General features: G+C 74.5%; 19 protein-coding genes, 1 pseudogene and 1 riboswitch. Of the genes and pseudogenes, 3 read left to right on the plus strand and 17 right to left on the minus strand.

The genetic code is table 11. From position 1 onward, the window contains the following. Nucleotides 1-68: 68 nt before the first annotated feature. The 12 genes and pseudogenes from GKE82_RS16025 to GKE82_RS16080 all read right to left on the minus strand — a co-directional run bounded on the left by GKE82_RS16025 (nucleotide 69) and on the right by GKE82_RS16080 (nucleotide 10152). A complete protein-coding gene (locus tag GKE82_RS16025) occupies nucleotides 69-251 on the minus strand; it encodes a hypothetical protein (protein ID WP_107568027.1) in 183 nt (60 codons plus the stop codon). Nucleotides 252-301: 50 nt separating this feature from the next. Continuing rightward, the gene (locus tag GKE82_RS16030; RefSeq protein ID WP_154733976.1) at nucleotides 302-1864 is read right to left on the minus strand and encodes a precorrin-2 C(20)-methyltransferase; all 1563 of its coding nucleotides are present in this window, start codon (nucleotides 1862-1864) and stop codon (nucleotides 302-304) included. Continuing rightward, nucleotides 1861-2499 carry a precorrin-8X methylmutase gene (locus GKE82_RS16035; RefSeq protein ID WP_154733977.1) on the minus strand — a complete coding sequence of 213 codons (639 nt, stop codon included), beginning with the start codon at nucleotides 2497-2499 and terminating at the stop codon, nucleotides 1861-1863. Before GKE82_RS16035 ends, GKE82_RS16030 begins: the two co-directional genes overlap by 4 nt. After that, entirely contained in the window at nucleotides 2496-3653 is a 1158-nt protein-coding gene (locus tag GKE82_RS16040; RefSeq protein ID WP_154733978.1) for a precorrin-3B synthase, read from the minus strand. The genes GKE82_RS16035 and GKE82_RS16040 overlap by 4 nt, the downstream gene beginning before the upstream one ends. 37 nt (nucleotides 3654-3690) lie before the next feature. Continuing rightward, nucleotides 3691-3817, minus strand: a riboswitch (cobalamin riboswitch). Between the two features lie 48 nt (nucleotides 3818-3865). Then, a complete protein-coding gene (locus tag GKE82_RS16045; RefSeq protein WP_154733979.1) occupies nucleotides 3866-4516 on the minus strand; it encodes a hypothetical protein in 651 nt (216 codons plus the stop codon). Between the two features lie 4 nt (nucleotides 4517-4520). Beyond that, nucleotides 4521-5255 carry an MOSC domain-containing protein gene (locus GKE82_RS16050; RefSeq protein ID WP_154733980.1) on the minus strand — a complete coding sequence of 245 codons (735 nt, stop codon included), beginning with the start codon at nucleotides 5253-5255 and terminating at the stop codon, nucleotides 4521-4523. A 27-nt stretch (nucleotides 5256-5282) separates the two neighbouring features. Further along, entirely contained in the window at nucleotides 5283-5717 is a 435-nt protein-coding gene (locus GKE82_RS16055) for an organic hydroperoxide resistance protein (protein WP_154733981.1), read from the minus strand. 32 nt (nucleotides 5718-5749) lie between these two features. Beyond that, a pseudogene (locus GKE82_RS31515) lies at nucleotides 5750-7307 on the minus strand (AMP-binding protein). Between the two features lie 190 nt (nucleotides 7308-7497). Beyond that, entirely contained in the window at nucleotides 7498-7680 is a 183-nt protein-coding gene (locus tag GKE82_RS16065; RefSeq protein ID WP_154733982.1) for a hypothetical protein, read from the minus strand. Nucleotides 7681-7914: 234 nt separating this feature from the next. Continuing rightward, the gene (locus GKE82_RS16070; protein WP_107568047.1) at nucleotides 7915-8310 is read right to left on the minus strand and encodes a DUF2237 family protein; all 396 of its coding nucleotides are present in this window, start codon (nucleotides 8308-8310) and stop codon (nucleotides 7915-7917) included. 16 nt (nucleotides 8311-8326) lie between these two features. Beyond that, on the minus strand, nucleotides 8327-9172 hold the full coding sequence (locus GKE82_RS16075; protein WP_154733983.1) for an ABC transporter permease: 846 nt from the start codon (nucleotides 9170-9172) through the stop codon (nucleotides 8327-8329). Further along, nucleotides 9169-10152 carry an ATP-binding cassette domain-containing protein gene (locus tag GKE82_RS16080; protein WP_309233640.1) on the minus strand — a complete coding sequence of 328 codons (984 nt, stop codon included), beginning with the start codon at nucleotides 10150-10152 and terminating at the stop codon, nucleotides 9169-9171. The genes GKE82_RS16075 and GKE82_RS16080 overlap by 4 nt, the downstream gene beginning before the upstream one ends. Before the next feature lie 147 nt (nucleotides 10153-10299). Here GKE82_RS16080 and GKE82_RS16085 point away from each other — a divergent pair, with 147 nt between their 5' ends. Further along, nucleotides 10300-11763 (plus strand): MFS transporter, encoded by a 1464-nt coding sequence (locus GKE82_RS16085; RefSeq protein ID WP_154733984.1) that lies wholly within the window; start codon nucleotides 10300-10302, stop codon nucleotides 11761-11763. A 27-nt stretch (nucleotides 11764-11790) separates the two neighbouring features. Here GKE82_RS16085 and GKE82_RS16090 read toward each other — a convergent pair whose 3' ends face one another. The 3 genes from GKE82_RS16090 to groES form a co-directional block, all read right to left on the minus strand. Beyond that, complete coding sequence (locus GKE82_RS16090; protein ID WP_154733985.1) at nucleotides 11791-12390, minus strand: hypothetical protein; 600 nt, start codon at nucleotides 12388-12390, stop codon at nucleotides 11791-11793. Nucleotides 12391-14578: 2188 nt separating this feature from the next. Further along, nucleotides 14579-16204: a chaperonin GroEL gene (groL, locus tag GKE82_RS16095; protein ID WP_107568059.1), complete on the minus strand. Its 1626-nt coding sequence runs from the start codon at nucleotides 16202-16204 to the stop codon at nucleotides 14579-14581. A gap of 15 nt (nucleotides 16205-16219) precedes the next feature. After that, nucleotides 16220-16516: a co-chaperone GroES gene (gene groES / locus GKE82_RS16100; protein WP_107568061.1), complete on the minus strand. Its 297-nt coding sequence runs from the start codon at nucleotides 16514-16516 to the stop codon at nucleotides 16220-16222. A 200-nt stretch (nucleotides 16517-16716) separates the two neighbouring features. On the opposite strand from groES, the gene GKE82_RS16105 reads away from it, so the two are divergent. Further along, nucleotides 16717-16875 (plus strand): hypothetical protein, encoded by a 159-nt coding sequence (locus tag GKE82_RS16105; RefSeq protein ID WP_154733986.1) that lies wholly within the window; start codon nucleotides 16717-16719, stop codon nucleotides 16873-16875. A 12-nt stretch (nucleotides 16876-16887) separates the two neighbouring features. After that, nucleotides 16888-17700, plus strand: a complete 813-nt coding sequence (locus GKE82_RS16110) for an FkbM family methyltransferase (protein ID WP_154733987.1) — start codon at nucleotides 16888-16890, stop codon at nucleotides 17698-17700. Here the strand turns inward: GKE82_RS16110 and GKE82_RS16115 are convergent. After that, nucleotides 17697-17936, minus strand: a complete 240-nt coding sequence (locus GKE82_RS16115) for a hypothetical protein (RefSeq protein WP_154733988.1) — start codon at nucleotides 17934-17936, stop codon at nucleotides 17697-17699. The two genes, GKE82_RS16110 and GKE82_RS16115, sit on opposite strands and share 4 nt — an antisense overlap. A 148-nt stretch (nucleotides 17937-18084) precedes the next feature. After that, entirely contained in the window at nucleotides 18085-21390 is a 3306-nt protein-coding gene (locus tag GKE82_RS16120; protein ID WP_154733989.1) for a PKD domain-containing protein, read from the minus strand. Nucleotides 21391-21434 lie beyond the last annotated feature (44 nt).

The raw sequence follows: 21434 nt of genomic DNA on the forward strand, positions 1-21434 counted from the left end.
GCGCACGCCGCGCAGCTCCAGCCGCGCGTCGGCGCTGCCGTCCTCGTCCGAACACGGGCCGGATCGTGTCAGGCGGGACGGGCGGCCGTCGCGGACCGCGGGTCCAGCACGGGGACGGGGGGTGACGCGGACGGCGCGGTCCGCCGGGGGGCCGGCAGCGGGGTGCCGCAGCGGACGCAGTCGTCGCGGGTCGACCAGCGCGCCGCCGTGTAGGCGGGCAGCGCGCAGGTCGGGCAGGTCACGAGGGGCATGTCCTCTCGACGTACCCGGGATGCGCAGGTCACGGCCCTTCTGTCCCGATTCAGGCGCGTACCGGATACGAACGTGGCGTGTGGACGATGCTGCGGCCGTCGGCGCCGGTGGTCACCCGGGACTGCGACGACCCGACGAGCAGCAGCGTGCGCATGTCGACCACGGCGGTGTCGAGCTCGCCGAGGCCGACGACGTCGACCGTCTCCTCGGGTGCGCCGACCGCGCGGGCGACGACCACGGGCGTGTCCGGCGCGCGGTGGCGCCGCAGCACCTCGACGGCACGGTCGAGCTGATCGCGGCGGGTGCGCGAGGCCGGGTTGTAGAGCGCGAGCGCGAAGTCCGCGGCACCCGCGGCGTCCAGGCGTCGCTCGACGACCTCCCAGGGCTTGAGGATGTCGCTCAGCGACACGACCGCGAAGTCGTGGCCCAGCGGTGCCCCGACGCGCGCCGCGGCGGCCTGCATGGCGCTGATGCCCGGCACGACGCGCACGTCGACGTCGCCGAGCGGGGAGCCCGCGGCGCGCTCCTCCTCCCACGCCTCGAGCACGGCGGCGGCCATCGCGAAGATCCCGGGGTCCCCGGAGGACACGACCGCGACGCGCCGTCCGGCGGCCGCGAGCTCGAGCGCGTGGCGGGCACGGTCGAGCTCGACGCGGTTGTCGGTCGGGAACCGCTCGAGGCCCGGCCGGTCGGGCACGCGCCGCACGTAGGTGTCGTAGCCGATGAGGGCGTCGGCGGCGTCGAGCGTGGCGCTCGCCTCGGGCGTGCGCCACGCGGGGCCGGCGGGACCGAGCCCGACGACGCTGACCCAGCCGCCCGCGCCGTCCGTCGCAGCGGTGGCCGGCGGGGTGTCCGCGACCGCACGGGGTCGGTCGCGCTCGCGGCGCAGCCGGTCGTCGGCGCTCGTCGGCACGAGCACGATCGACATGTACGGCACCCCGCCCGCGTCGACGTCCTCGAGCGCGGCGACCCGCTGGTCGGGATGGGAGGCCCGCTCCACGTAGACGCCGCGGTCCGCGACCCCGGCGTCCTGCGCGGCCGCGCGCGCACCGGCGAAGGTGCGGCCGAGCTTCATCACGACGGCGGCGTCGCCGTCGGCCAGGCGCCGGGCGAGCTCGGCGCGCGGCAGCGTGCCCGGCAGCACGGTGAGCACGTCGTCGTGCTTGCACAGCGGGGCGCCCGCGGCGGCCGCGGCGGCGCTGAACGCGGTCACGCCGGGCACGACCTCGGTCGGGTAGCGGTGCGCGAGCCGTTCGTGCAGGTACATGTAGGAGCCGTAGAAGAACGGGTCGCCCTCGCAGAGCACGACGACGTCGCGGCCCGCGTCGAGGTGGGCGGCGATCGCCTCCGCGCCCGCGTCGTAGTAGTCGCGCAGCGCCCGGTCGTAGGCCTGCGCGTCGTCGGCGCCCTCGACCGTCGTGGGGTACACGAGCGGCAGCTCGAGCTGGTGGTCGCGCAGGTGCGGGGCGGCGGCCGAGCGCGCGATCCCGCGGCGGCCGCGGGCGATCGGGTACGCGACGACGTCGGCGGCCTGCAGGATCCGCAGCGCCTTGACGGTCAGCAGCTCGGGGTCGCCCGGGCCGACGCCCAGGCCGGTCAGTCGCCCGCTCATTCGACGGCGCTCGCGAGGGCGTTGACGGCTGCGGCGGCGATCGCGCTGCCGCCCCGGCGGCCGCGGACGATCACGTGCTCGACGCCCAGGGCGGGGGCGCGCAGCGCGAGGTCCTCCTTGGACTCGGCGGCTCCGATGAAGCCGACGGGCGCGCCGACGATCGCGGCGGGGCGCGGCAGCCGCCCGGCCTCGAGCAGGTCGAGGAGGTGGAACAGGGCGGTCGGGGCGTTGCCGATGACGACGAGCGCTCCGGCGAGGTGGTCGGCCCAGAGCTCGACCGCGGCCGCCGTGCGGGTGTTGCCGATGGCGGCGGCGTGGTCGGCGACGCGCGGGTCGGTCAGGGTGCAGAGCACCGGGTTGTCGGCGGGGAGCCGGCGGCGCGTGACGCCCGACGCGACCATGTTCGTGTCGCACAGCACCGCGGCGCCCGCCTGCAGCGCGGCCTCGCCGGCGGCGCCGAAGCCGGGGGAGGCGGCGACGTCGCCGATCAGGTCGGTCATGCCGCACGCGTGGATCATGCGCACGACGGTCCGCTCGAGCACCGGGTCGAGCGCCTCCAGTCCCGGGGTCTCGGCGCGGATCGTGGCGAACGACTGCCGGTAGATCTCGGCGCCGTCCTGGATGTACGTGCTCATGCCTGCACCTCCCAGCCGCCGTCCGGACGGGCGGTGACGGCGCGCCGGACCTCCGGGGTCTGGCCGCAGCGTCGCGGGCAGGCGGACCAGTGCTCGCGCGGGGCGTCCGCCGGGCGCTCCGCGGCCCGTGCGGCCGCGGCGGCGCGCACGTCGGCGAGCGCCGACCCGCAGGCCCCGCGTCCGGCGCACGCGGTCAGGCCCTCCCAGCCCGTCCCGGGGGTGACGACCAGCCCGCTGGCGGCGAGGGCGGCGAGGACGCCGCCGGCGCGACCGGGCTCCAGGTCCACGAGCGCGACGGTCCGCCGGTGCGAGACCCGGGCGCGCGCGCCGCGCCCGACCTCGTCGGCGAGGAGGTCGAGCGTCTCCGCGGCGAGGCGGCCCAGTGGGGCGAGCGCCCCGACCGCGTCGCGCCCGTCGGGCTGGCGCAGCACGCCGACGAGCGGCGGCGCGGCGGTCCCGGCGGCGGGGGCCGACGGGGTCGCGCACGCGCCGGGCAGCTCGGCGATCCGCCACGCGCCCGGCGGGCGCACCGCGAGGAAGCGGCGGGCGAGCGCGACGGCGGCCGCGACCGGGTCGGTCTCCACGCGGGTGCCGAGCGGGCCGGCCCCCACCTCCCAGCGGCCGTCGGGGCGCGCGGTGAGGCGCACGTCCGCGTCGACCGTGGCGGTCGCGCCGCTGCCGTCGTCGATCACGTGCAGGTAGCGGCCGGGGAGCGTCGCGAGCCGCGGGTCGGCGCACAGCGCGTCGTCGAGCGCGTCGAGCAGGGCGTCGATCCGGCGGGCGTCGGCGAGCGAGCCGACGCGGCGACCGGCGAGCGGGTCGGCGAGCGCGTTGCGGACCCGATCGTGCGTGGCGGAGCGCAGCAGCCCGGTCGCGGCGAACGTGGCGGCGAGCGGCTCGAGGTCGGCGGCCGCGAGGCCGCGCACCTGCAGGTTGGCGCGCGCGGTCAGCTCGACGATCCCGTTGCCGCGACGGGCGGCGCCTGCGACGGCGCGCAGCGCGGCCGCCCCGATCCGCCCGCCGAACGGGCGGGCCCGGACGAGCAGGCCGTCCTGGGCCTCGTGCGGCCGCAGGAGCCCCGGGCAGCGATCGTGCGCGGAAGCGCGGTCTGACGGCGCGCGACGCGCCGATGGGTCCTTCACCGTGACGGGCACAGCACTCCATCCATCGTGGACTGTGATGCGCGAAGCCGAGTCTCCTGACTCCCGGATCGTCGCTTCCCTCCGCCTTCCCGGACCGGTGGGTCCAGTGGCTCGATGGGGGTCGCTCCCCGGTCACAGTGGCGAGGACCGTCCCGGAGTTGCACCGGGTTCCTCGTGCGTCGCGTGGCGCATGCTATCGGTCGGCGCCCGCTCCGGGGGAGGGGTCAGCCCGACAGTCGCCAGACCGCTTCGGCGACGAGCGCCACCGCGAGCGCGACGCCGAGCCGCCGGCTCCGGTCGCGGCCACGCCGCAGCGTGCCCGCAACGGCGACGGCGGCGGCGACGCCCGTGAGGACGGCGGCGGCCGTGCCGCTCAGCACGGCGACCACGACGGCGGCCGCTGCCGGATGCGCGACACCGGGACGGACGGTGGCGAGCCCGACCGCCACCGCGGCGAGCGCGGACAGCGGCGGGACCGCCCAGGCGTCCCCGGCCGTCGCACCGAGCGTCCCGACCGTCGACGCGACGGCCAGCAGCGCGGCGCGCGTCGCCGCCTGCGCGTGCGCCGCGTCGCGTGGACCGGGCAGCAGCAGCGTCCCGTCGCGCCGACCGGTGACGGGACCGGTCCCGCCGGGGACCGCGTCGGGGGCGCGCCGGCCGCGCCGCAGCGGCAGCCGCTCCCGCAGCCGGCGCCCGCCGACGGTCGTGCCGAGCGCCAGGACGAGCCGCCACCAGGGACGGCTGCGCTCCTGCCCGCCCTCGGGATCGTCGAGGCGTCGTGAGGCGGCGGACGGCACGCCCGGACCGCCGGCGAAGCGGTGGGCGAGGGCGGCCGCGACGGCCGTCACGGCGAGCAGCAGCAGCGCGTGGCCCACGCGCTCAACGGCCGGGCGGCGCGATGGTCACGGTGTCCCCGACGCGCAGGACTCCGCGGGCGGTCGGCCGGGCGTTCATCCCGAACAGGCCGCTGCGCGCCCGCGTGATCCAGCGCAGGATCTCCGGGCGGCGCTCCGCGGTGTCCGGGTCGCGCGTCGGGATCACGCAGCGCACGCACGGGTGCAGGAAGGTGAACGGCACGCCGCCGATCTCCATCGACCCGCCCTCCCAGTCCTCCTCCGCGTACGCGGGCACGCCGTCGAGCCGGACGTGCACGTTCGTGCGCCAGCGCCGCAGGTCGAGGTCGCCGAGCACGTCCTCGACCGCCTCGTGGGTGGCGGCCGTCGTGAGCAGCACGGTGCCCCCGAGATCCTGCTGGCCGGCCACGTCGCGGCGCAGCGTCACCGACCGGCCGAGGTCGGCGGCCAGCGCGCCGGGCAGCGCCGGGTCGTCCCACCGCCACGGGCCGGCGCCGTCGGGTGCGGTCAGGTGCGGCAGCGGCGGGTCGTCGGGGTCGAGCGCGTCGGGCGCCACGTCCGGGTAGCGCGCCGACCAGCGCAGCATCCGCGAGGCCTGCCGGGCGGTCAGCCGCCGCGAGGCGTCCTGGTGGACGTCGTAGAGCGCGTGCGTGCGGTCGCCCGCCGCGCCGCGCCCGTCGACCACGAGCGCGTCGACCTGCTCGCCGCCCATCGACTTGACGGGCCAGCGGTGCAGCGAGACGACCGTGCCGTGCAGCATCCGCGCAGGACGCCTTATCCGGCGAGGCTAGACGGCGGCCCCGTTGGCGGTGAACGTCACGTCGATGTTGCCGCGCGTCGCGTTGGAGTACGGGCAGACCTCGTGCGCCGCGCGGACGATGTCGGCGGCGGCCGCCGCGTCCGGCACGCCGGGGAGCGTCACGTCCATCTCGACCGACAGCGCGAAGCTGCGCTCGGGCGTGGGGTGGAGGTTCACGCGCGAGGTGATCGACACGTCCCCGAGCTCCGCCTTCGTGCGCCGGGCGACGGCCCCGAGCGCGCCCTCGAAGCAGGCGGCGAAGCCGATCGCGAACAGCTGCTCGGGGTTCGTCCCGCCGCCCTCGCCGCCGAGCTCGGCCGGCATCCGCAGGTCCACGGCGAGCGCCCCGTCGGAGGTCTCGCCGTGGCCGTCGCCCCGGCCCCCGGAGACGGTGGCCTGGGCGGTGTAGAGGATCTTGCTCATGGGGGCGACGATACCCACCCCCGTGCGGCGGGTCAGACGGCCGCGATCTCGCGGCCCTCGGCGGCCGCCTTCGCGTACTCGTCCTTGAGGATCCGCTTGAACAGCTTGCCGGTGTCGGTGCGCGGCAGCTCGGCGCGGAAGTGCACGGCCTTCGGGCACTTGATCTTGGAGAGCTTCGACTGGCAGTACGCGATCAGCTCGGCCTCCAGGGCGGCGGCCTCCTCCGCGGAGGACGGGAGCGTCCGCGGCTGCACGACCGCCTGGACGGCCTCGCCGAAGTCGGCGTCCGGCACGCCGAAGACGGCGGCGTCCATCACTGCGTCGTGCGCGAGCAGCACGTCCTCGGCCTCCTGCGGGTAGACGTTCACGCCCCCGGTGATGATCGTGTACGACGCCCGGTCGGTCAGGTAGAGGAAGCCGTCCTCGTCGAGGTGGCCGATGTCGCCGAACTGCGCCCAGCCCTGGTCGTTGACGACGGTCGCCGTCTTCTCCGGGTCCTTGTGGTACTGGAACGGCGGGCCCTCGGCGAAGTACACGGCGCCCGTCTGCCCGGGCGCGACCTCCTGCCCGTCCTCCCCGAGGATCTTCGGCTGCCCGATGACGGCCTTGCCGACGGACCCGGGGTGCTCGAGCCACTGGCCCGCGGTGATCCAGGTGACCCCGCAGCCCTCGGTCGAGCCGTAGTACTCGTGGATGATCGGGCCGAGCCAGTCGATCATCTGGTGCTTGACCTCGGGCGGGCACGGGGCGGCCGCGTGCGTGACGGCCTTCAGCGACGACACGTCGGCGGCGTCGCGCACCTCCTGCGGCAGGCGCAGCAGCCGCACGAACATCGTCGGGACGACCTGCATCGAGGTGACGCGGTGCTGCTCGATCAGCCGCAGCATCTCCTCGGCGTCGAAGCGCTCCATCATCACCACGGTGCAGCCCATCTGCTGGTAGCTCATGACCCAGCGCAGCGGGGCCGCGTGGTACAGGGGGGGCGGGCGACAGGTACACGTCGTCCGGGGACGCGCCGAGCAGGCCCTTGAGCACCGGGGTGATGAGGTGCGGCGCGTCGTAGGGCGCCTCCAGCGAGCGGGGGGTGATGCCCTTCGGCTTGCCGGTCGTGCCGGAGCTGTAGAGCATGTCGCGCCCGCCGATCCGCTCCTCGCCCAGCGGCGTGTCCGGCAGGCCCTCGATCGCGTTCTCCAGCGACGTGTAGCCGTCGATGTCACCGCCGACGGAGTAGTAGTGCTCGACGGTCGGCGTCGCGGCCTTGATCGCCGCAGCCTTGTCGGCGTACTTCGCGCTGAGGACGTAGATCCGCGCGTCGCAGTTGTCGACGATGTAGGAGAGCTCCTCGGCGCTCAGCGCGGTCGACGTCGCCGTGTACAGCAGCCCGGCGTAATGGGCGCCCCAGAGGACGTCGAGGAACACCGGGGCGTTCTCGATCGTCATGGCGACGTGGTCGCCGACGCCGAGGCCGTGCTGGCGGAAGAGGTGCGACAGCCGGTTCGCGGCGGTCTCGAGGTCGCCGAAGGTCGTGACGTGGCCGCTGCCCGCCATGACGAGCGCGGGCTTCGAGGGATCGTGGGCTCCAGGGTGCATGGCCCATCCCTATCGCGCGCGGGAACGGAAGTCAGGAGCGAACCGTCCGCCCGGGGGGTGCGGATCCTTCGCGCGGGAGAGCGTCGATCGGTGGGGGGCCGATCGGGTGCCGCGGTTGGGGTTCATCCCAGTCTCCGTCGATCCCGGTCCCGCCCTGCTCGGCGACGGGCGTCTCGCGTCGCCGCGTTGCTCACTCTTCGCCGGAGTCGGGGTCGAAAATCCGTGCGACTACGACCTCAGATCCAAGGGCGATTGCGGCGATCATGCCAAAGGCCGCCGCCTCCGCCCAATTCGCCTTGGCCGCCGACGTCAGCGCCGGGACACTCGTAGCCATGAACACGAGGTAGAGCAACAAACGCGTCGCGATCAACATAGGGCTCGTGCTGGCCGAAGGGCGACGTTGTGGACCGGCCGCCAGCCTTCCGAAAATTCCCCGGGATTCCCAGTCTCTGAATGATCTTCTTGCCGCCGTGGTGTGGGCGAGCCTACGCGCCAGCCGGTCCTGACGTTGGCGCGCCCGACAAGCTCGCGTGAACCCGGTGACTGAGGGGCGAGCACCTCGACCATCCGCCGGACCGCGTCCGGGGACGGCTCCAGCGACCGCGTGTCAGTCATCGAGCAGCGACGATGGGTCCGCGGGCACGTCGACCGCGTGCTCCTGCAGCGCCTCGAGCGGGACGAGGTCGAGGGTCCGCTCGTTCGTCGCCGCGAGCACGACGAACGCCGCGGCCCCGTCCTCGTGGGCGCGCAGCCAGTTGCGCGCGGTGACGCACCAGCGGTCCCCGGGCACGAGGCCCGGGAAGCGGAAGGCGGGCACCGGGGTGGAGAGGTCGTTGCCGATCGACCGCTGGTGCGCGAGGAACTCCTCGGTGACGACCGCGCAGATCGTGTGCGCCCCCAGGTCCTCGGGCCCGGTGGCGCAGCATCCGTCACGGTAGAAGCCGGTGAGGGGGTCGGTGCCGCACGGCTCCAGCGGCCCGCCCAGGACGTTGCGCTCGCTCATCGTCGCGCAGTCTCCCCTACCTGGTCCTCCCGTACATCCGCGCGGTCAGCGGCGCGAAGACCGCGGTGATGACCGCCGCCTCGCCGAGCACGAGCAGGACGTCGCCGGCCGCGGCGCTGCCGGCCATCAGGTCGCGTGTGGCGGTCACGAGGTGCGAGATCGGGTTGACGTCCACGAACGCCTCGAGGCCGGCGGGCATCGTCGCCGGGTCGACGAAGATGTTCGACAGGAACAGCAGCGGGAAGACGGCCATGAAGCCGGCGTTGAGCACCGCGTTGGGGGTGCGCATGATCAGGCCGAGGGTCGTGAAGACCCAGCTCAGGCCGAACGCGAACGCGATCACGAGCGCGACGGCGGCGACGGCCGCGAGCAGCCCGCCCTCGACGTCGAAGCCGAGCGCGATGCCGACGAGGATCGTCATCGCCGACGCGATCAGGTACCGGACGCAGTCGCCGAGGACCGCGCCGACGAGCGGGGACGGCCGCCAGATCGGCAGGGTGCGGACGCGGTCGACGACGCCCTTGGTCATGTCGGTGTTGAGCGTCACCCCCGAGTACACGGTGGTGAAGAGGACGGCCTGCACGAGGATCCCGGGGAGGATGTACTGGAGGTACTCGCCGGTCCCGCCGGCGACCGCGCCGCCGAACAGGTAGGTGAACATCACCAGGAACAGCACCGGCGTCACGAGGACGTCGAGGAGCTGCTCGGGCACGTGCTTGATCTTCAGCATGCCGCGCCAGCCGAACGTCATCGCGGTCGACAGCGCGCCGGGGCGCGGCGGGCGCTCCCCGGACTGCAGGGCGGCGTGGAGCGCCTCCCCGGTGGTGAACGTGTCCTGCTGGTCGTGCTCGACGGTGCTCATCGCGCGGTCGCCTCCTGCTGCGGGGTCTGCTCGTCGGGGGTCTGGCCGGTGAGGGCGAGGAAGACCTCGTCGAGGCTCGGCTGGCCCAGGCCGAAGCTCTCGACGCGGACGCCGAGCCCATCGAGGTCCCCGAGGGCGCGCGCGGCGAGCGCCGCGTCGGCCACCGGGATCGTCAGGGAGGCGGGCTCGGGGAGCAGCTGCGCCTCCCCGCCGATCGCGCGTTCGAGTGCCGCGCGCGCGTCGGCGCGGCGGTCCGGGTCGGCGAGCCGCACGTGCAGCGTGCTCTGCCCGACGGATCCCTTCAGCTGCCCGGGGGTGCCCTCGGCGATCACGGTGCCGCGGTCGATCACCGCGATGCGGTCGGCGAGCTGGTCGGCCTCGTCGAGGTACTGCGTGCACAGCAGCACCGTCGTGCCCTCGCCGACGAGCGCGCGGACGATGTCCCAGACCTCCGCGCGCGAGCGCGGGTCCAGGCCGGTGGTCGGCTCGTCGAGGAACATCAGCTGGGGGGTCACGACGATGCTCGCCGCGATGTCCAGCCGCCGGCGCATGCCGCCGGAGTAGTGCTTGGCCTGCCGTCCGGCGGCCGCCTCCAGGCCGAAGGCGGCGAGCAGCTGGTCGGCGCGCGCGGCGGCGGCGCCGCCGCGGTAGCCGAGCAGGCGGGCGAGCAGCAGGAGGTTCTCGCGACCGGTGAGGTCCTCGTCGACGGAGGCGAGCTGGCCGGTGAGGCTGATCCGCTCGCGGACCCGGTCGGCCTCCGTCACGACGTCGTGCCCGAGCACGCGGGCGGTCCCGCCGTCGGGGCGCAGGAGCGTGGCGAGCATCTTGATGGTCGTCGTCTTCCCGGCCCCGTTGGGGCCCAGGACGCCGTAGACGGTGCCGCGGCGCACGGCGAGGTCCACGCCGTCGACGGCGCGGTGCTCGCCGAACGTCTTGATCAGTCCGGTGGCCTCGATGGCGAGGCCGTTGTCGCGTGACACGGGGTCTCCTTCGGTGGTCGTCTGTGCGTCTGACCGGGGAGCAGGCGGGAACTCATCGCGGACCCGCCAGGTCCGTCACCGACGCGATGCTACGACAGTCGCCGCACCAAAAGCGGAGCCGTGCTTCCGCTTTGGTAGCGTGGACCCATGGTCACCGCACAGACCCAGGATCCCCACTTCGAGCGACGCTGGCTGATCCTCGGCGTCATCGGGATCGCGCAGCTCATGGTCGTCCTCGACGCGACGATCGTGAACATCGCGCTCCCGTCCGCCCAGGCGGACCTCGGCTTCTCCGACGCCAACCGCCAGTGGATCATCACCGCGTACGCGCTGCCCTTCGGCAGCCTGCTGCTGCTCGGCGGGCGCATCAGCGACCTGTTCGGGCGCAAGCGGGCGTTCATCACCGGGCTGCTCGGCTTCGCCGCCGCGTCCGCGCTTGGCGGCCTCGCCCAGAGCTTCGGGGTGCTCGTGACCGCCCGCGCGCTGCAGGGCGCGTTCGGGGCGCTGCTGGCCCCGGCGGCGCTGTCGCTGCTGGCGGTGACGTTCACCGACCCGGCCGAGCGTGGCAAGGCGTTCGGCATCTACGGCGCGATCGCGGGCGTGGGCGGCGCGGTCGGGCTGCTGCTCGGCGGCGTCCTCACCGAGGTCCTCGACTGGCGCTGGTGCCTGTTCGTGACGCTCGTGTTCGCGCTGCCCGCCGCCGCAGCGGGGTCGCGCCTGCTGCACCACCTGCCCTCCCCGATGCGCCCGCCACTGGACCTGCCCGGCACCGTCACCGCGACGACCGGCCTGCTGGCGCTCGTCTACGGCTTCTCGCACGCCGAGAGCGACGGCTGGACCGACGCGCTGACGCTCGGCCTGTTCGTGGTCGCGGTCGTCCTGCTGACCGTGTTCGTGCAGTTGCAGCGCCGCGCTGAGCACCCGCTGCTGCCGATGCGCGTCGTGGTCGACCGCAATCGGGGCGGCGCGTACTTCGCGATGATGAGCGCCGGCGTCGGCATCTTCGGCGTCTTCATCTTCCTGACGTTCTACCTGCAGCAGACGCTCGACTTCTCGCCGATCGAGACCGGCGTGGCGTTCATGCCGATGAACCTCTCGATCGTCTCGACGTCGATCCTCGTGAACACCCGGATCCTCGCCCGGACCGGTCCCCGGCCGCTGATCCCCACCGGCATGGGGCTCGCCGCGGTCGGTCTCGCGCTGCTGACCCGCATCGAGGTCGACGGCGGCTACGCCACCCACGTGCTGCCGTCGCTGATCCTCGTCGGCATCGGGTTCGGTCTCGTCTTCGCCCCCGCCTTCCAGGGTGCGACCGCGGGCGTCGCCCCGCAGGACTCCGGCGTCGCGTCGGCGATGGTCAACACCTCCCAGCAGGTCGGCGGCGCGATCGGCACCGCGCTCCTGACGACGCTCGTGGTCTCGGCCACCAGCGGGTACGTCGAGGACCGCGTGCCCGGCCCCGCGGTCGCCGCGGAGGCGGCGGTGCACGGCTACACGGTCGCGTTCTGGGTCGGAGCGGGGATCTTCGTGGTCGGGGCGATCATCACCCGGCTGCTGCTGCGCCCCGGGGTGCTGGCGAGCCCCCACGCCGCGCCCGCCGCCGCGCACTGAGCGGCGCGGACCGTCCTGCGCGCGGGATCAGTCCAGGGGGAGCGAGACGGCGCGGCTGCCGATGCGCACCGCGACCGTCTCGCGGTCGCGCAGCGCGAGCGTCGTCGCCCCCGCGGTCTCGAACCGCAGCTCGCCCTGGACGCTGCGGCCGGCGGGCAGGCGCGCCGCGAGCGGCCCGGCGGGCTCGACCGCGCGCGGGTCGGGCTGCACGCGGTCGTCCCCGGCGACGAGCCGCAGCCGGGCCAGCGGCCCGGCCGGGAAGGCGTCCAGCGCCCTCGTTCCGCCGTTGCGCAGCCGCACGACGACGGCGACCCGCGCGCGTCGCCGCTCGCGGCCGCGCTTCGTCGTCGCGGCCTCGAACGTCGCGCGGACGAGCCGCACGCGCACGCCGTCGGCCAGCGGGATCTCGCGCGGATCGACGGTCGCGTCGGCGTCGGGACGGTCCGCCGCGGTGGCGGTGCCGGTCGCCGCCGTGGCGGCCTGCGTCGTCGTCGATCCGTCCCCGTCGTCGTCCCCGCCGAGCGCACCGGCGGCGGCGCCGATGCCCAGTCCGATCGCCAGCCCGGCGGCGATCGCCGCGAGGGCCTTGAGGATCCCGAGCAGTCGCTCCAGCGGCGTCCGTGGCACTCCGGCAGTATCGCAGGGTCATGTCCCTGGCCCTGCCGGTCGATGACCCCGAGTGATGCGCCGCCCCGTCCTGCTGCTGTCCGCGACCCTCGTCGCACTCTCCTCCCTCCCCGGCCCTCGGGGCCCCGTCGCTGCGGCAGGACGGGCGCACCGTGCGGTTCGCCGACCCGACCGTCACGGCGACCACGACCGCGACCCTGCAGGGCGACCTCGTCGAGCTCAGCCACGGCCCCGAGCGCTATCTGCTCGAACGTCCGTCCGGTGAGCTCGTGCCCGTCGACTTCGGGGACGTGGAGCTGCCGGAGGCCGCCCTCGACAACCCGGTCACCGCGACCGTCACCGACGCCGGGGAGGTGCGCCGCGCGACGCTCGACACGTCCCCGCGCTCGGCGACCGGCCCCGTCAGCGCGCACCGGGCGTACGTGGCGAAGGTCGGCAACCGCGGCACGCTGGACAACGGCGACGGCACCACCGCGACCGACGCGCAGATCGGCGCGCTCGTCGACACCGCCCTGGCCCGCTGGCAGGAGGAGAGCAACGGCGCGATCTCGAGCTTCACGCGCGTCGACCTGCGGACCTTCTCGACGGCGTCGGACTGCTCGAGCGGCTCGACGCTCTACAACGAGGCCGCCACGAACGCCTACCCGGGCGTCTCGTTCTCCTCGACATCGGGCAACCACCTGATCGTCGTCGGCGGCACCAGCTGCGGCGGCGGGATCGGGACGGTCGGCACGAGCATCGCCAGCGGCGGCCGGCTGAACTTCAACTGGAGCCCGACGAAGAACCTCCACACGCTGCTGCACGAGCTCGGTCACAACCTCAGCCTCGGGCACGCGCACGCCTGCACGGACTCGCTGCCCGGCTGCGCGAGCGTCGGCGAGTACGGCAACCTCTACGCGATCATGGGGGCGACGGTCGTCGCCGACCCGCCGTTCACCCCCGCGGCGCTCGACAGCTTCGAGCGCGCCCGGCTCGGGATCGCGGACCCGGACGAGATCGCCGACGTGCGGCTGCCGGCCGGACGGCGGACCGTCCGCGCCACCTACGACCTGCGCGCCCGCGGGACCGCCGCCGGCCTGCGCGGGCTGCGGCTCGTCGACCCGGTCGGCGGCGCGGTGCGGTTCGTGGACTGGCGCAGCGGCGGCGCCCGCGACGCGCTCTCCTACTACGCGTCCTCGCTGGCGACGTTCCAGACCCGGATCCCGAACCCCGGGATCACCGTCGAGCAGGTCGAGGCCGACGGGCGCACCGCGACGCTGCAGGCGTACCCGAAGACGAACCCGGCCGCCGGGGACGTATTCGGCCTGACCGCGGGCCGCTCGTTCACCCGGGGCGGCACGACGGTGACCGCGGTCGCCCTCGGCACCCCGGGCGATCCGGGCTCGACCGCGCGCGTCGAGGTGGCGCTCACCGACCCGACCGTGGCGCCCGACACCGCGATCGTCGCCGGGCCGGACGAGGGCGCGACGATCCTCGACCCGTCCCCGGTCCTGCGCTTCGGCCCCGACCCCGCCGAGCCCGGCCTGCAGCTCGACTGCCGCCTGGACGACGCGGCGTGGGCGCCGTGCACGAGCCCGCTGACCCTGCCCGAGCTCGCCGACGGCCTGCACGTCTTCCGCGTCCGCGCGCGCGACGGCGACACGCTGCTGGACGACTCCCCCGCGGTGCGGACCTTCGCGGTCCTCCGGGGTGCGCCCGCCCCCGCGGAGGACACGGCCGCCCCGGCCGAGCCGTCCCCCTGCCGCCGCGACCCCGACCACCGTCCCTGCCATCCCGGTGACCGCCACGCCGGCGACCGCCGTGCCCGCAGCCGCCCGGCGACCGGCGAAGCTCACCGTGCGCCGCGCGTCGCTGTCGGCGGCCAGGCGCCGGCTCGTCGTCGTCGCCCCGATCAGCGCCCGCGCCTCCGGTGCCGTGCGCGTGACGCTGCGGGCGGCCGGACGGACGCTGCGGTTCCGGGCGCCGGTCGTCCCGGCCCGGGGCCGGGTGACGATCCGCCGCACGGTCGGCCCCGCGATCGCGCGCGCCCGCACCGCGACGTTGACGCTCGCCTACGCGGGCGACGCGGACACCGCGCCGCAGACCGTCACGGTCCGCCTGCCGCTGCGCCCCGGGCGCTGAGACGACGGAGGGCCCGGCGCGAACGCCGGACCCTCCGATCAGACCTGCAGTCCCCGGGGGGACGTGGCTACATCATGCCGCCCATGTCGGGCATGCCGCCACCCATCCCGCCGCCGTCCTTCTCGGGGATCTCGGCGACGATGGCCTCGGTGGTGAGAATGTTCTTCGCGATCGACGCCGCGTTCTGCAGCGCGGAGCGCGTGACCATGGCCGGGTCGATGACGCCCTCGGCGATGAGGTCGACGATCTCGCCGGTCGCGGCGTTGAGGCCGTGGCCCTTCTTCGCCTTGCGGACGTCGTTGACGACGACCGAGCCCTCGAGGCCGGCGTTCTCGGCGATCTGACGGAGCGGCTCCTCCAGCGAACGCAGGATGATGCGCGCGCCGGTCTGCTCGTCGGAGTCGTAGTCGTCGAGCTTCAGGGTGTCGGCCGCCTGGAGCAGCGCGACGCCGCCACCGGGGACGATGCCCTCCTCGAGCGCCGCACGGGTCGCCTGCAGGGCGTCCTCGACGCGGTGCTTCTTCTCCTTGACCTCGGTCTCGGTGGCCGCGCCGACCTTGACGACCGCGACGCCGCCGGACAGCTTCGCGAGGCGCTCCTGGAGCTTCTCGCGGTCGAAGTCGGAGTCGGTGTTCTCGACCTCGGACTTGATCTGGTTGATGCGGCCCTTGATGGCGGCCGCATCGCCGGCGCCGTCGACGATGGTCGTGGCGTCCTTCGACACGACGACGCGACGGGCGCGACCGAGCTGCGTGATCTGGGTGTTCTCGAGCTTGAGGCCCATCTCCTCGGTGATGACCTCGCCGCCGGTCAGGATGGCGATGTCCTCGAGCATGCGCTTGCGGCGGTCGCCGAAGCCCGGCGCCTTGACCGCGACGCCCGTGAAGGTGCCGCGCAGCTTGTTCACGACGAGGGTCGCGAGGGCCTCGCCCTCGAGGTCCTCGGCGATGATGAGGATGCTCTTGCCGGACTGGATGACCTGCTCCAGGACGGGCAGGACGTCGCGGACGGAGCCGATCTTCTGGTTCGCGATGAGGATGAACGGATCCTCGAGCACGGCCTCCATGCGGTCCTGGTCGGTGACCATGTAGGGCGAGACGTAGCCCTTGTCGAACTGCATGCCCTCGGTGAACTCGAGCTCGAGGCCGAAGGTGTTGCCCTCCTCGACGTTCACGACGCCGTCCTTGCCGACCTTGTCGATCGCGTCGGCGATGACGTCGCCGATCTCGTCGTCACCGGCGGAGATGGACGCGACGCGCGCGATCTGCTCCTTGCCGCTGACGGGCTTGGACTGCTTGGCGATGTTGTCGACGATCGAGTTGACCGCCGTCTCGATGCCCTTCTTGAGCGCGAGCGGGTTGGCGCCGGCCGCGACGTTCTTCAGACCCGCGCGGACGATGGCCTGCGCGAGGACGGTCGCGGTGGTGGTGCCGTCGCCGGCGACGTCGTTGGTCGCCGTGGCGACCTCGCGGACGAGCTGCGCGCCCTGGTTCTCGAAGACGTCCTCGACCTCGATCTCACGAGCGATGGTGACACCGTCGTTGGTGATCGTCGGGGCGCCGAACTTCTTGTCGAGGACGACGTAGCGGCCCTTCGGGCCGAGCGTCACCTTGACGGCGTTGGCGACGGCGTCCACGCCGGCCTCGAGGGCCTTGCGCGCGGACGAGTCGAACTTGATCTCCTTGTGAGCCATATCTGGTTCCTCTTCCTACTTCGTGACCTTGGCGAGGACGTCGGACTCGCGAAGGACCAGGAGGTCCTCGCCGTCGACCTTGATCTCGGTGCCGCCGTACTTGCTGTACAGGACGGTGTCGCCGGCGGCGACGTCGAGCGGGATGCGCTTGCCGTCGTCCTCGAGCTTGCCGTCGCCGACCGCGAGGACCTCGCCCTTCTGGGGCTTCTCCTTGGCGGTGTCGGGGAGCACCAGGCCGCTGGCCGTGGTCTCCTCCTCGTCGATGGCGCGGACGATCAGGCGATCACCCAGCGGCTTCAGGTTCAGGGACATGCTTCCTCCGTGGGGAGCAGGTGGTTCGGTGACGTCGGGTTTGGCACTCACCGGTCGAGAGTGCCAACCACTCCGCCGCAGGATACACACCGGAGCGTCTCGCGCCAGTCCGGTTGGCACTCTTTTCACACGAGTGCCAACGACTGGCGGGGGTCCGGTCGCCGGGTGACCCCGCCGCAGCCGGCGGACGTACCGCTGAGGTGGTCGCCCGCTCCGCCGTCATCGCCGTCGTCGCGGCGCTGAAGCTCGCCGTCGTCCTCGCCGTGCTCGGCGCCACGACGGCGGTCGTCGCCGTCGCCGCCGCGGCGCTCGCCGCGCTCGTGCTCGCCCAGGGAGCCCGGACGGCCCGCCGCGGGTAGCCTGCGGCGACCGTGTCCGCCACCCCCGAGATCGCCAAGGCCCGCGTCCGCGAGCTCCTCCTGCGCGCCGCCGACAGGGCCGGGCTCGAGGTCCGACGCCGCGGCCGCGGCGTGCGCCGCACCCTCACCGAGGTCCTCGAGCACTACGCGGCGCTCGGCGTCGCCCCCGCCACCCTCGTCGACGTCGGGGTCGCCGCGGGCACCCCCGTCCTCTACGACGCGTTCCCGCACGCCCGCCGGCTGCTCGTCGAGCCGCTGCGCGAGTGGGAGCCGACGCTGCGCGACCTCGTCGCCGCCGCGCCCACCGGGTCCGCCTACGAGCTGTGCGCGGCCGGCCCGCAGCCGGGCGAGCTGGAGATCGGCGTCCACCGCGTCCTGGCCTGCTCGAGCATGGTCGGGGACCGCGCCGGAGACGGGGCCGACGTCGAGCGGCGCGTCGTGCCCGTCCGGCGCCTGGACGACGTCGTCGCCGCCCACGGCCTCGACGACGGTCGCCCGGTCGTGCTGAAGGCCGACGTCGAGGGCGCCGAGCTCGAGGTCCTCAAGGGCGCCCCCGCGACGCTCGAGCGCACGCAGCTCGTGCTCCTGGAGGTCTCGCTCTTCGCGCTGAACCCCGGCGGCGCGCAGCTCGCCGAGGTCGTCGGCTGGATGGCCGAGCACGGCTGGGCGGTCGCCGACCTCTACGACGGGCACGTCCGCCCGCTCGACGGGCAGCTCGCCCAGATCGACATCGCGTTCACGCGCGAGGACGGCCCGCTGCGGGCCGACCACCGCTACGCGCGGCCCGAGCAGGCCGACGCGCTCTACCGCTCCTGGGGGCTCTAGCGGGCCGCCAGGCCGCGCACGGGCCGCGGCTCGCGCGGCCGGTAGCGCAGCGGCCCGACCGGCCGCCCCGTGTCGTCGGTCTCGTAGCCGACGACGGTCAGCAGCTCCGCGCGTTGCAGCCGCGCGACCGCCTCGAGCGCGGCCGCGGGCCGCAGTCGCGACCGCTCGGCCAGCTCGCGGACCCCGAGGGGCGCGCCGGCGCGGTCGAAGGTGCGGAGGAGCTCGTCGTCGGTCACGCCCCGGTGATCGGCCGGGGCGCCCGGCGGACCCACCGCGACGGACGGGTGATGGAGGTTCCGGCCGCCAAGCGGCACGGAACCTGTGCGACCGGGATCCGGGCCGGCCGGTGGCAGCGAGCCCCGGCCGACCCGCCACCAGCGGCCGCTAGTTGAGCCCGCCCGCCGCGATGACGTTCCCGCCGCCCGCGGCGATGACGCCGAGGCCGTTGTCGGAGATCAGGTTGAGCCCGCCCGGGGCGATGACGTTCGCGCCGCCGGGGGCGATGACCTTGGCGCCGTCCGGCAGCGTGATCAGGTTGCCGCCGCCCGGGGCGATGACCCCGAGGCCGTTGTCGGAGATCAGGTTCAGGCCACCCGCCGCGATCACGTTCGCGCCGCCGGCCGCGACGACGTTCGCGCCGCCCGGGGCGATGACGTTGCCGCCCCCGGAGGCGACGACGCCGTTCGGGCCGATCCGCCACAGGCCGCTGGTCACCCTGGTCACCTGCGCGGCCTGCGGGTCGCCGCTGACGGTGCCCCGGCCGAGCGACATGATCGACACGCCGAACTGCTTCGTCGCGCCGACGACCTGCTCGGTGGCCCCGCCGGTGAGCTGGGCCACCTGTCCGCCGAGCGCCTTCAGGCACGACGTGATCGCGGCGAAGAACTCCGGGAGGCCCGCCGCGCTCGCGCGCGGCGCGCTCGACAGCGTGAACCGCCGCGAGGATCGCGACCAGGTGTACGTGCGGCCCGTGACGGTCGTGAAGCCGCCCTTCTCGCCGCGGTCCCGCACCCGGAAGCTCGTGTAGCCGTAGATCCGCTCGCCGGAGCGGTCCGCCCACTCGCTGAGCACGTGGATGGTGCCCGCCTTCTTCGGCGTGACGGTCGCCGCGGTGACGCCGGCGGAGCTGGTCTGCCGGGTGACGTCGCTCCCGCCGACCTCGTGCAGGTCGATCCGGACGCGGGCGCCCTGGACGCGACGGCCCGCACGGTCGCGGAGGGTGACGCCGAACGTGTTCGGCTGCCCTGCGGTGAGCGAGAAGTCGTCGGCCACCGGGCCCGGGTCGGTCGAGCTCAGGACGCCGGAGGTGCGCCACGTGACGATGTCGAGCTTCGACTGGTCGGTCGGCACGTTGACCGTGACGTCGCCGTCCTTGGCGATCGACTTCACGATCGGATCCGCGGCGCTCTTCGTCGGCACGAGGACGAGGTCCGAGCCGCTGCCGCACCCGGCGGCCTTCAGCTGGGCGAGCGCGAGGTCGAGGTCGTCCTGCTTCAGCGACACGCGCAGCGCCGAGCAGTGCGACCGGTCGCCCTTCTCGCCCGCCCAGTACTGCAGGCGGACCGCGAGCTGCGCCGTCGTGCTGGTGGCGTGCGTGCTCTTCGCGGCGGGGGTCTGGGCGATGACCTCGCCGACCTTCCACCTCCCGCCGCCCGGACGCTTGGGGAGGTCCTCCGCGTCGCGGATGACCCGGTCGGCGGTGACGTCGGCGTAGACGACACCGCGCAGGACCTTGTCGCGGGCGTCGTCGAGGCTCCGCCCGACGACCGCGGGCATCGCCCGCGAGGCCGCCGTGTCCTGCGTGCCGCCGACCACGAAGCCGAACGGGGCCGGCGGGGTCACGACCACCGGCGGGCTCGCGCCACCGCCACCGCTGCCACCGCCGCCGGGCGGCGGGGTGGAGCCGCCGGGCGGGGTCGGTCCGCCGTCCCCGCCGCCCGCGGGCGCCGGGGCCACGGTGATCTGCCGCGAGGCCGTCGCGGTCTCGCCGCCGTCGTCGGACACCCGCACCTCGACGGTGTAGGTGCCCGCCTGCGTGAACGTCGCCTGCGCGGTCGTCCCGACCAGGTCGTCGAAGTCCCCGTCGTCGTCGAGGTCCCAGCGCGTGTCGGAGATCGCGCCGTCGGCGTCGGTCGAGGTCGAGGTGAACGTCGTCACCTGCCCGGCCACCGGGGCCGCGGGCGCGTAGTCGAACGACGCGGTCGGCGCCTGGTTCACGGTGCCCCGCAGGACGCTCGCGCGGATCGGGGAGCCGGCCGGTCCCTGCGCCCACCACGTGACCACCGGCGGGCCGTCGCCCCCGGCCGAGACGAAGGGGTAGTAGGCGTGGTCGTCGGGGTCGCTGATGCGCTGCGCCGAGGTCCAGGCACCGTCGCGCGGATGGCGCGCGACGTACACGTCGCGGTAGCCCGAGTCCTGCTGCGGCTGGGTCCAGATCACCGTGGCGGTGCCGTCCGTCTCGAGCGCGGCGCCCGGGACGAACTGGACGCTGCCGGCCGAGGTCGTGTTGACGGGATCCAGCACGTGCTCGGTCCAGACGCCGTCGCGCCGCGTGAACGCCGTGGGGAGCACGTCGGGGAAGGAGCCGATGGCGCCGGGGACGTCCGCGTAGACGGCCAGCACCGCGTCGCCCGCGGCGTTGGTCACGAGGGGCCGGACGTCGTCCTCGTAGGCGGTGTCGTTCGCGTTCCACAGCCCGCGGCGATCGCTCACGAGCTGCGGGGCGGACAGGCTGTCGTCCGCCCCGATCGTCCGCGCCTGGATCGACCAGTCGCGGCTGCCGCTGACGAACTGCGACCAGCTGTAGGTGGCCAGGACGCCGTCGCCATCACGGGTGATGGCGAAGCTGATCGCCGCCGCGTTGAGGATCTCGCAACTGCCGTGGTTGAGCTGCGCCGGCGGATCCCAGGACCCGTTCACGTTCTGCGTCGCGTAGCGGACGGTGCTGCACCCGCCGTCGTAGTGGGTCCACGCCGCCACCGCGGTCCCGTCCGTGCGCGTGGTGACGACGACGTTCTCGTTGCGGAGGTAGCTCCCGCCCGAGGGGCTCAGGCCGGCGACGGCCCCCGCCGCATACGTGCCGTTCTCGTCCTGCAGCGTCACGGCCTGGACCACGCTGCTCGCGTCGGCGTTCGCGTGACGGTCCCACGCGATGGTCACGTCGCCTTCGTCGTTGATCGCGACCGCCGGCTGGGTGGGCCACTCGCCGTACGGCGCTGCGACGGCCGCGGCCGTCGCAGCGGGCGTCCACGTCGTCGTGCCGCGGCGCTTCACCGCAAAGCGCACGCGACACGCGTACGGCTCGCCGTTCGTGGACGGGTCCAGGCACGAGACCCAGGCGACCACGACGTCGCCGGCGGAGTTCGACGCGATCGGGAATCGCGCGTCGACCGAGCCGTTGGACAGCTTCTCGTCCTCCTCGCCGGTGAGGCGGCGTTCCGGCCCGAAGGTCCCGCCGGCCGAGCGGGTGCGGGCGAAGAGGTCGCAGCGGCCGCCGACGCACTCCAGCCAGGCCACGGTCGTGGCGCCGGTGCCGTCCGAGGCCGACACGTTCTTGGTGTGCGAAGCGCTCCCGTCGGGCGAGGACAGGGTCTCCACCTGCCACGTCGGCCCGGCGGCGGACGCCGGCGAGCAGCAGAGGACGGCGAGGAGCGTCGTCGCGAGGGCGACGACCCGCTGGACCGGGCGCATGAGGGACCTCCGGAAGAGTCTGGACCTGTAGAGACCCTGCCGTG

It is taken from the genome of Conexibacter sp. W3-3-2 (genome assembly GCF_009707605.1).
GTDB lineage: Bacteria > Actinomycetota > Thermoleophilia > Solirubrobacterales > Solirubrobacteraceae > Paraconexibacter > Paraconexibacter algicola.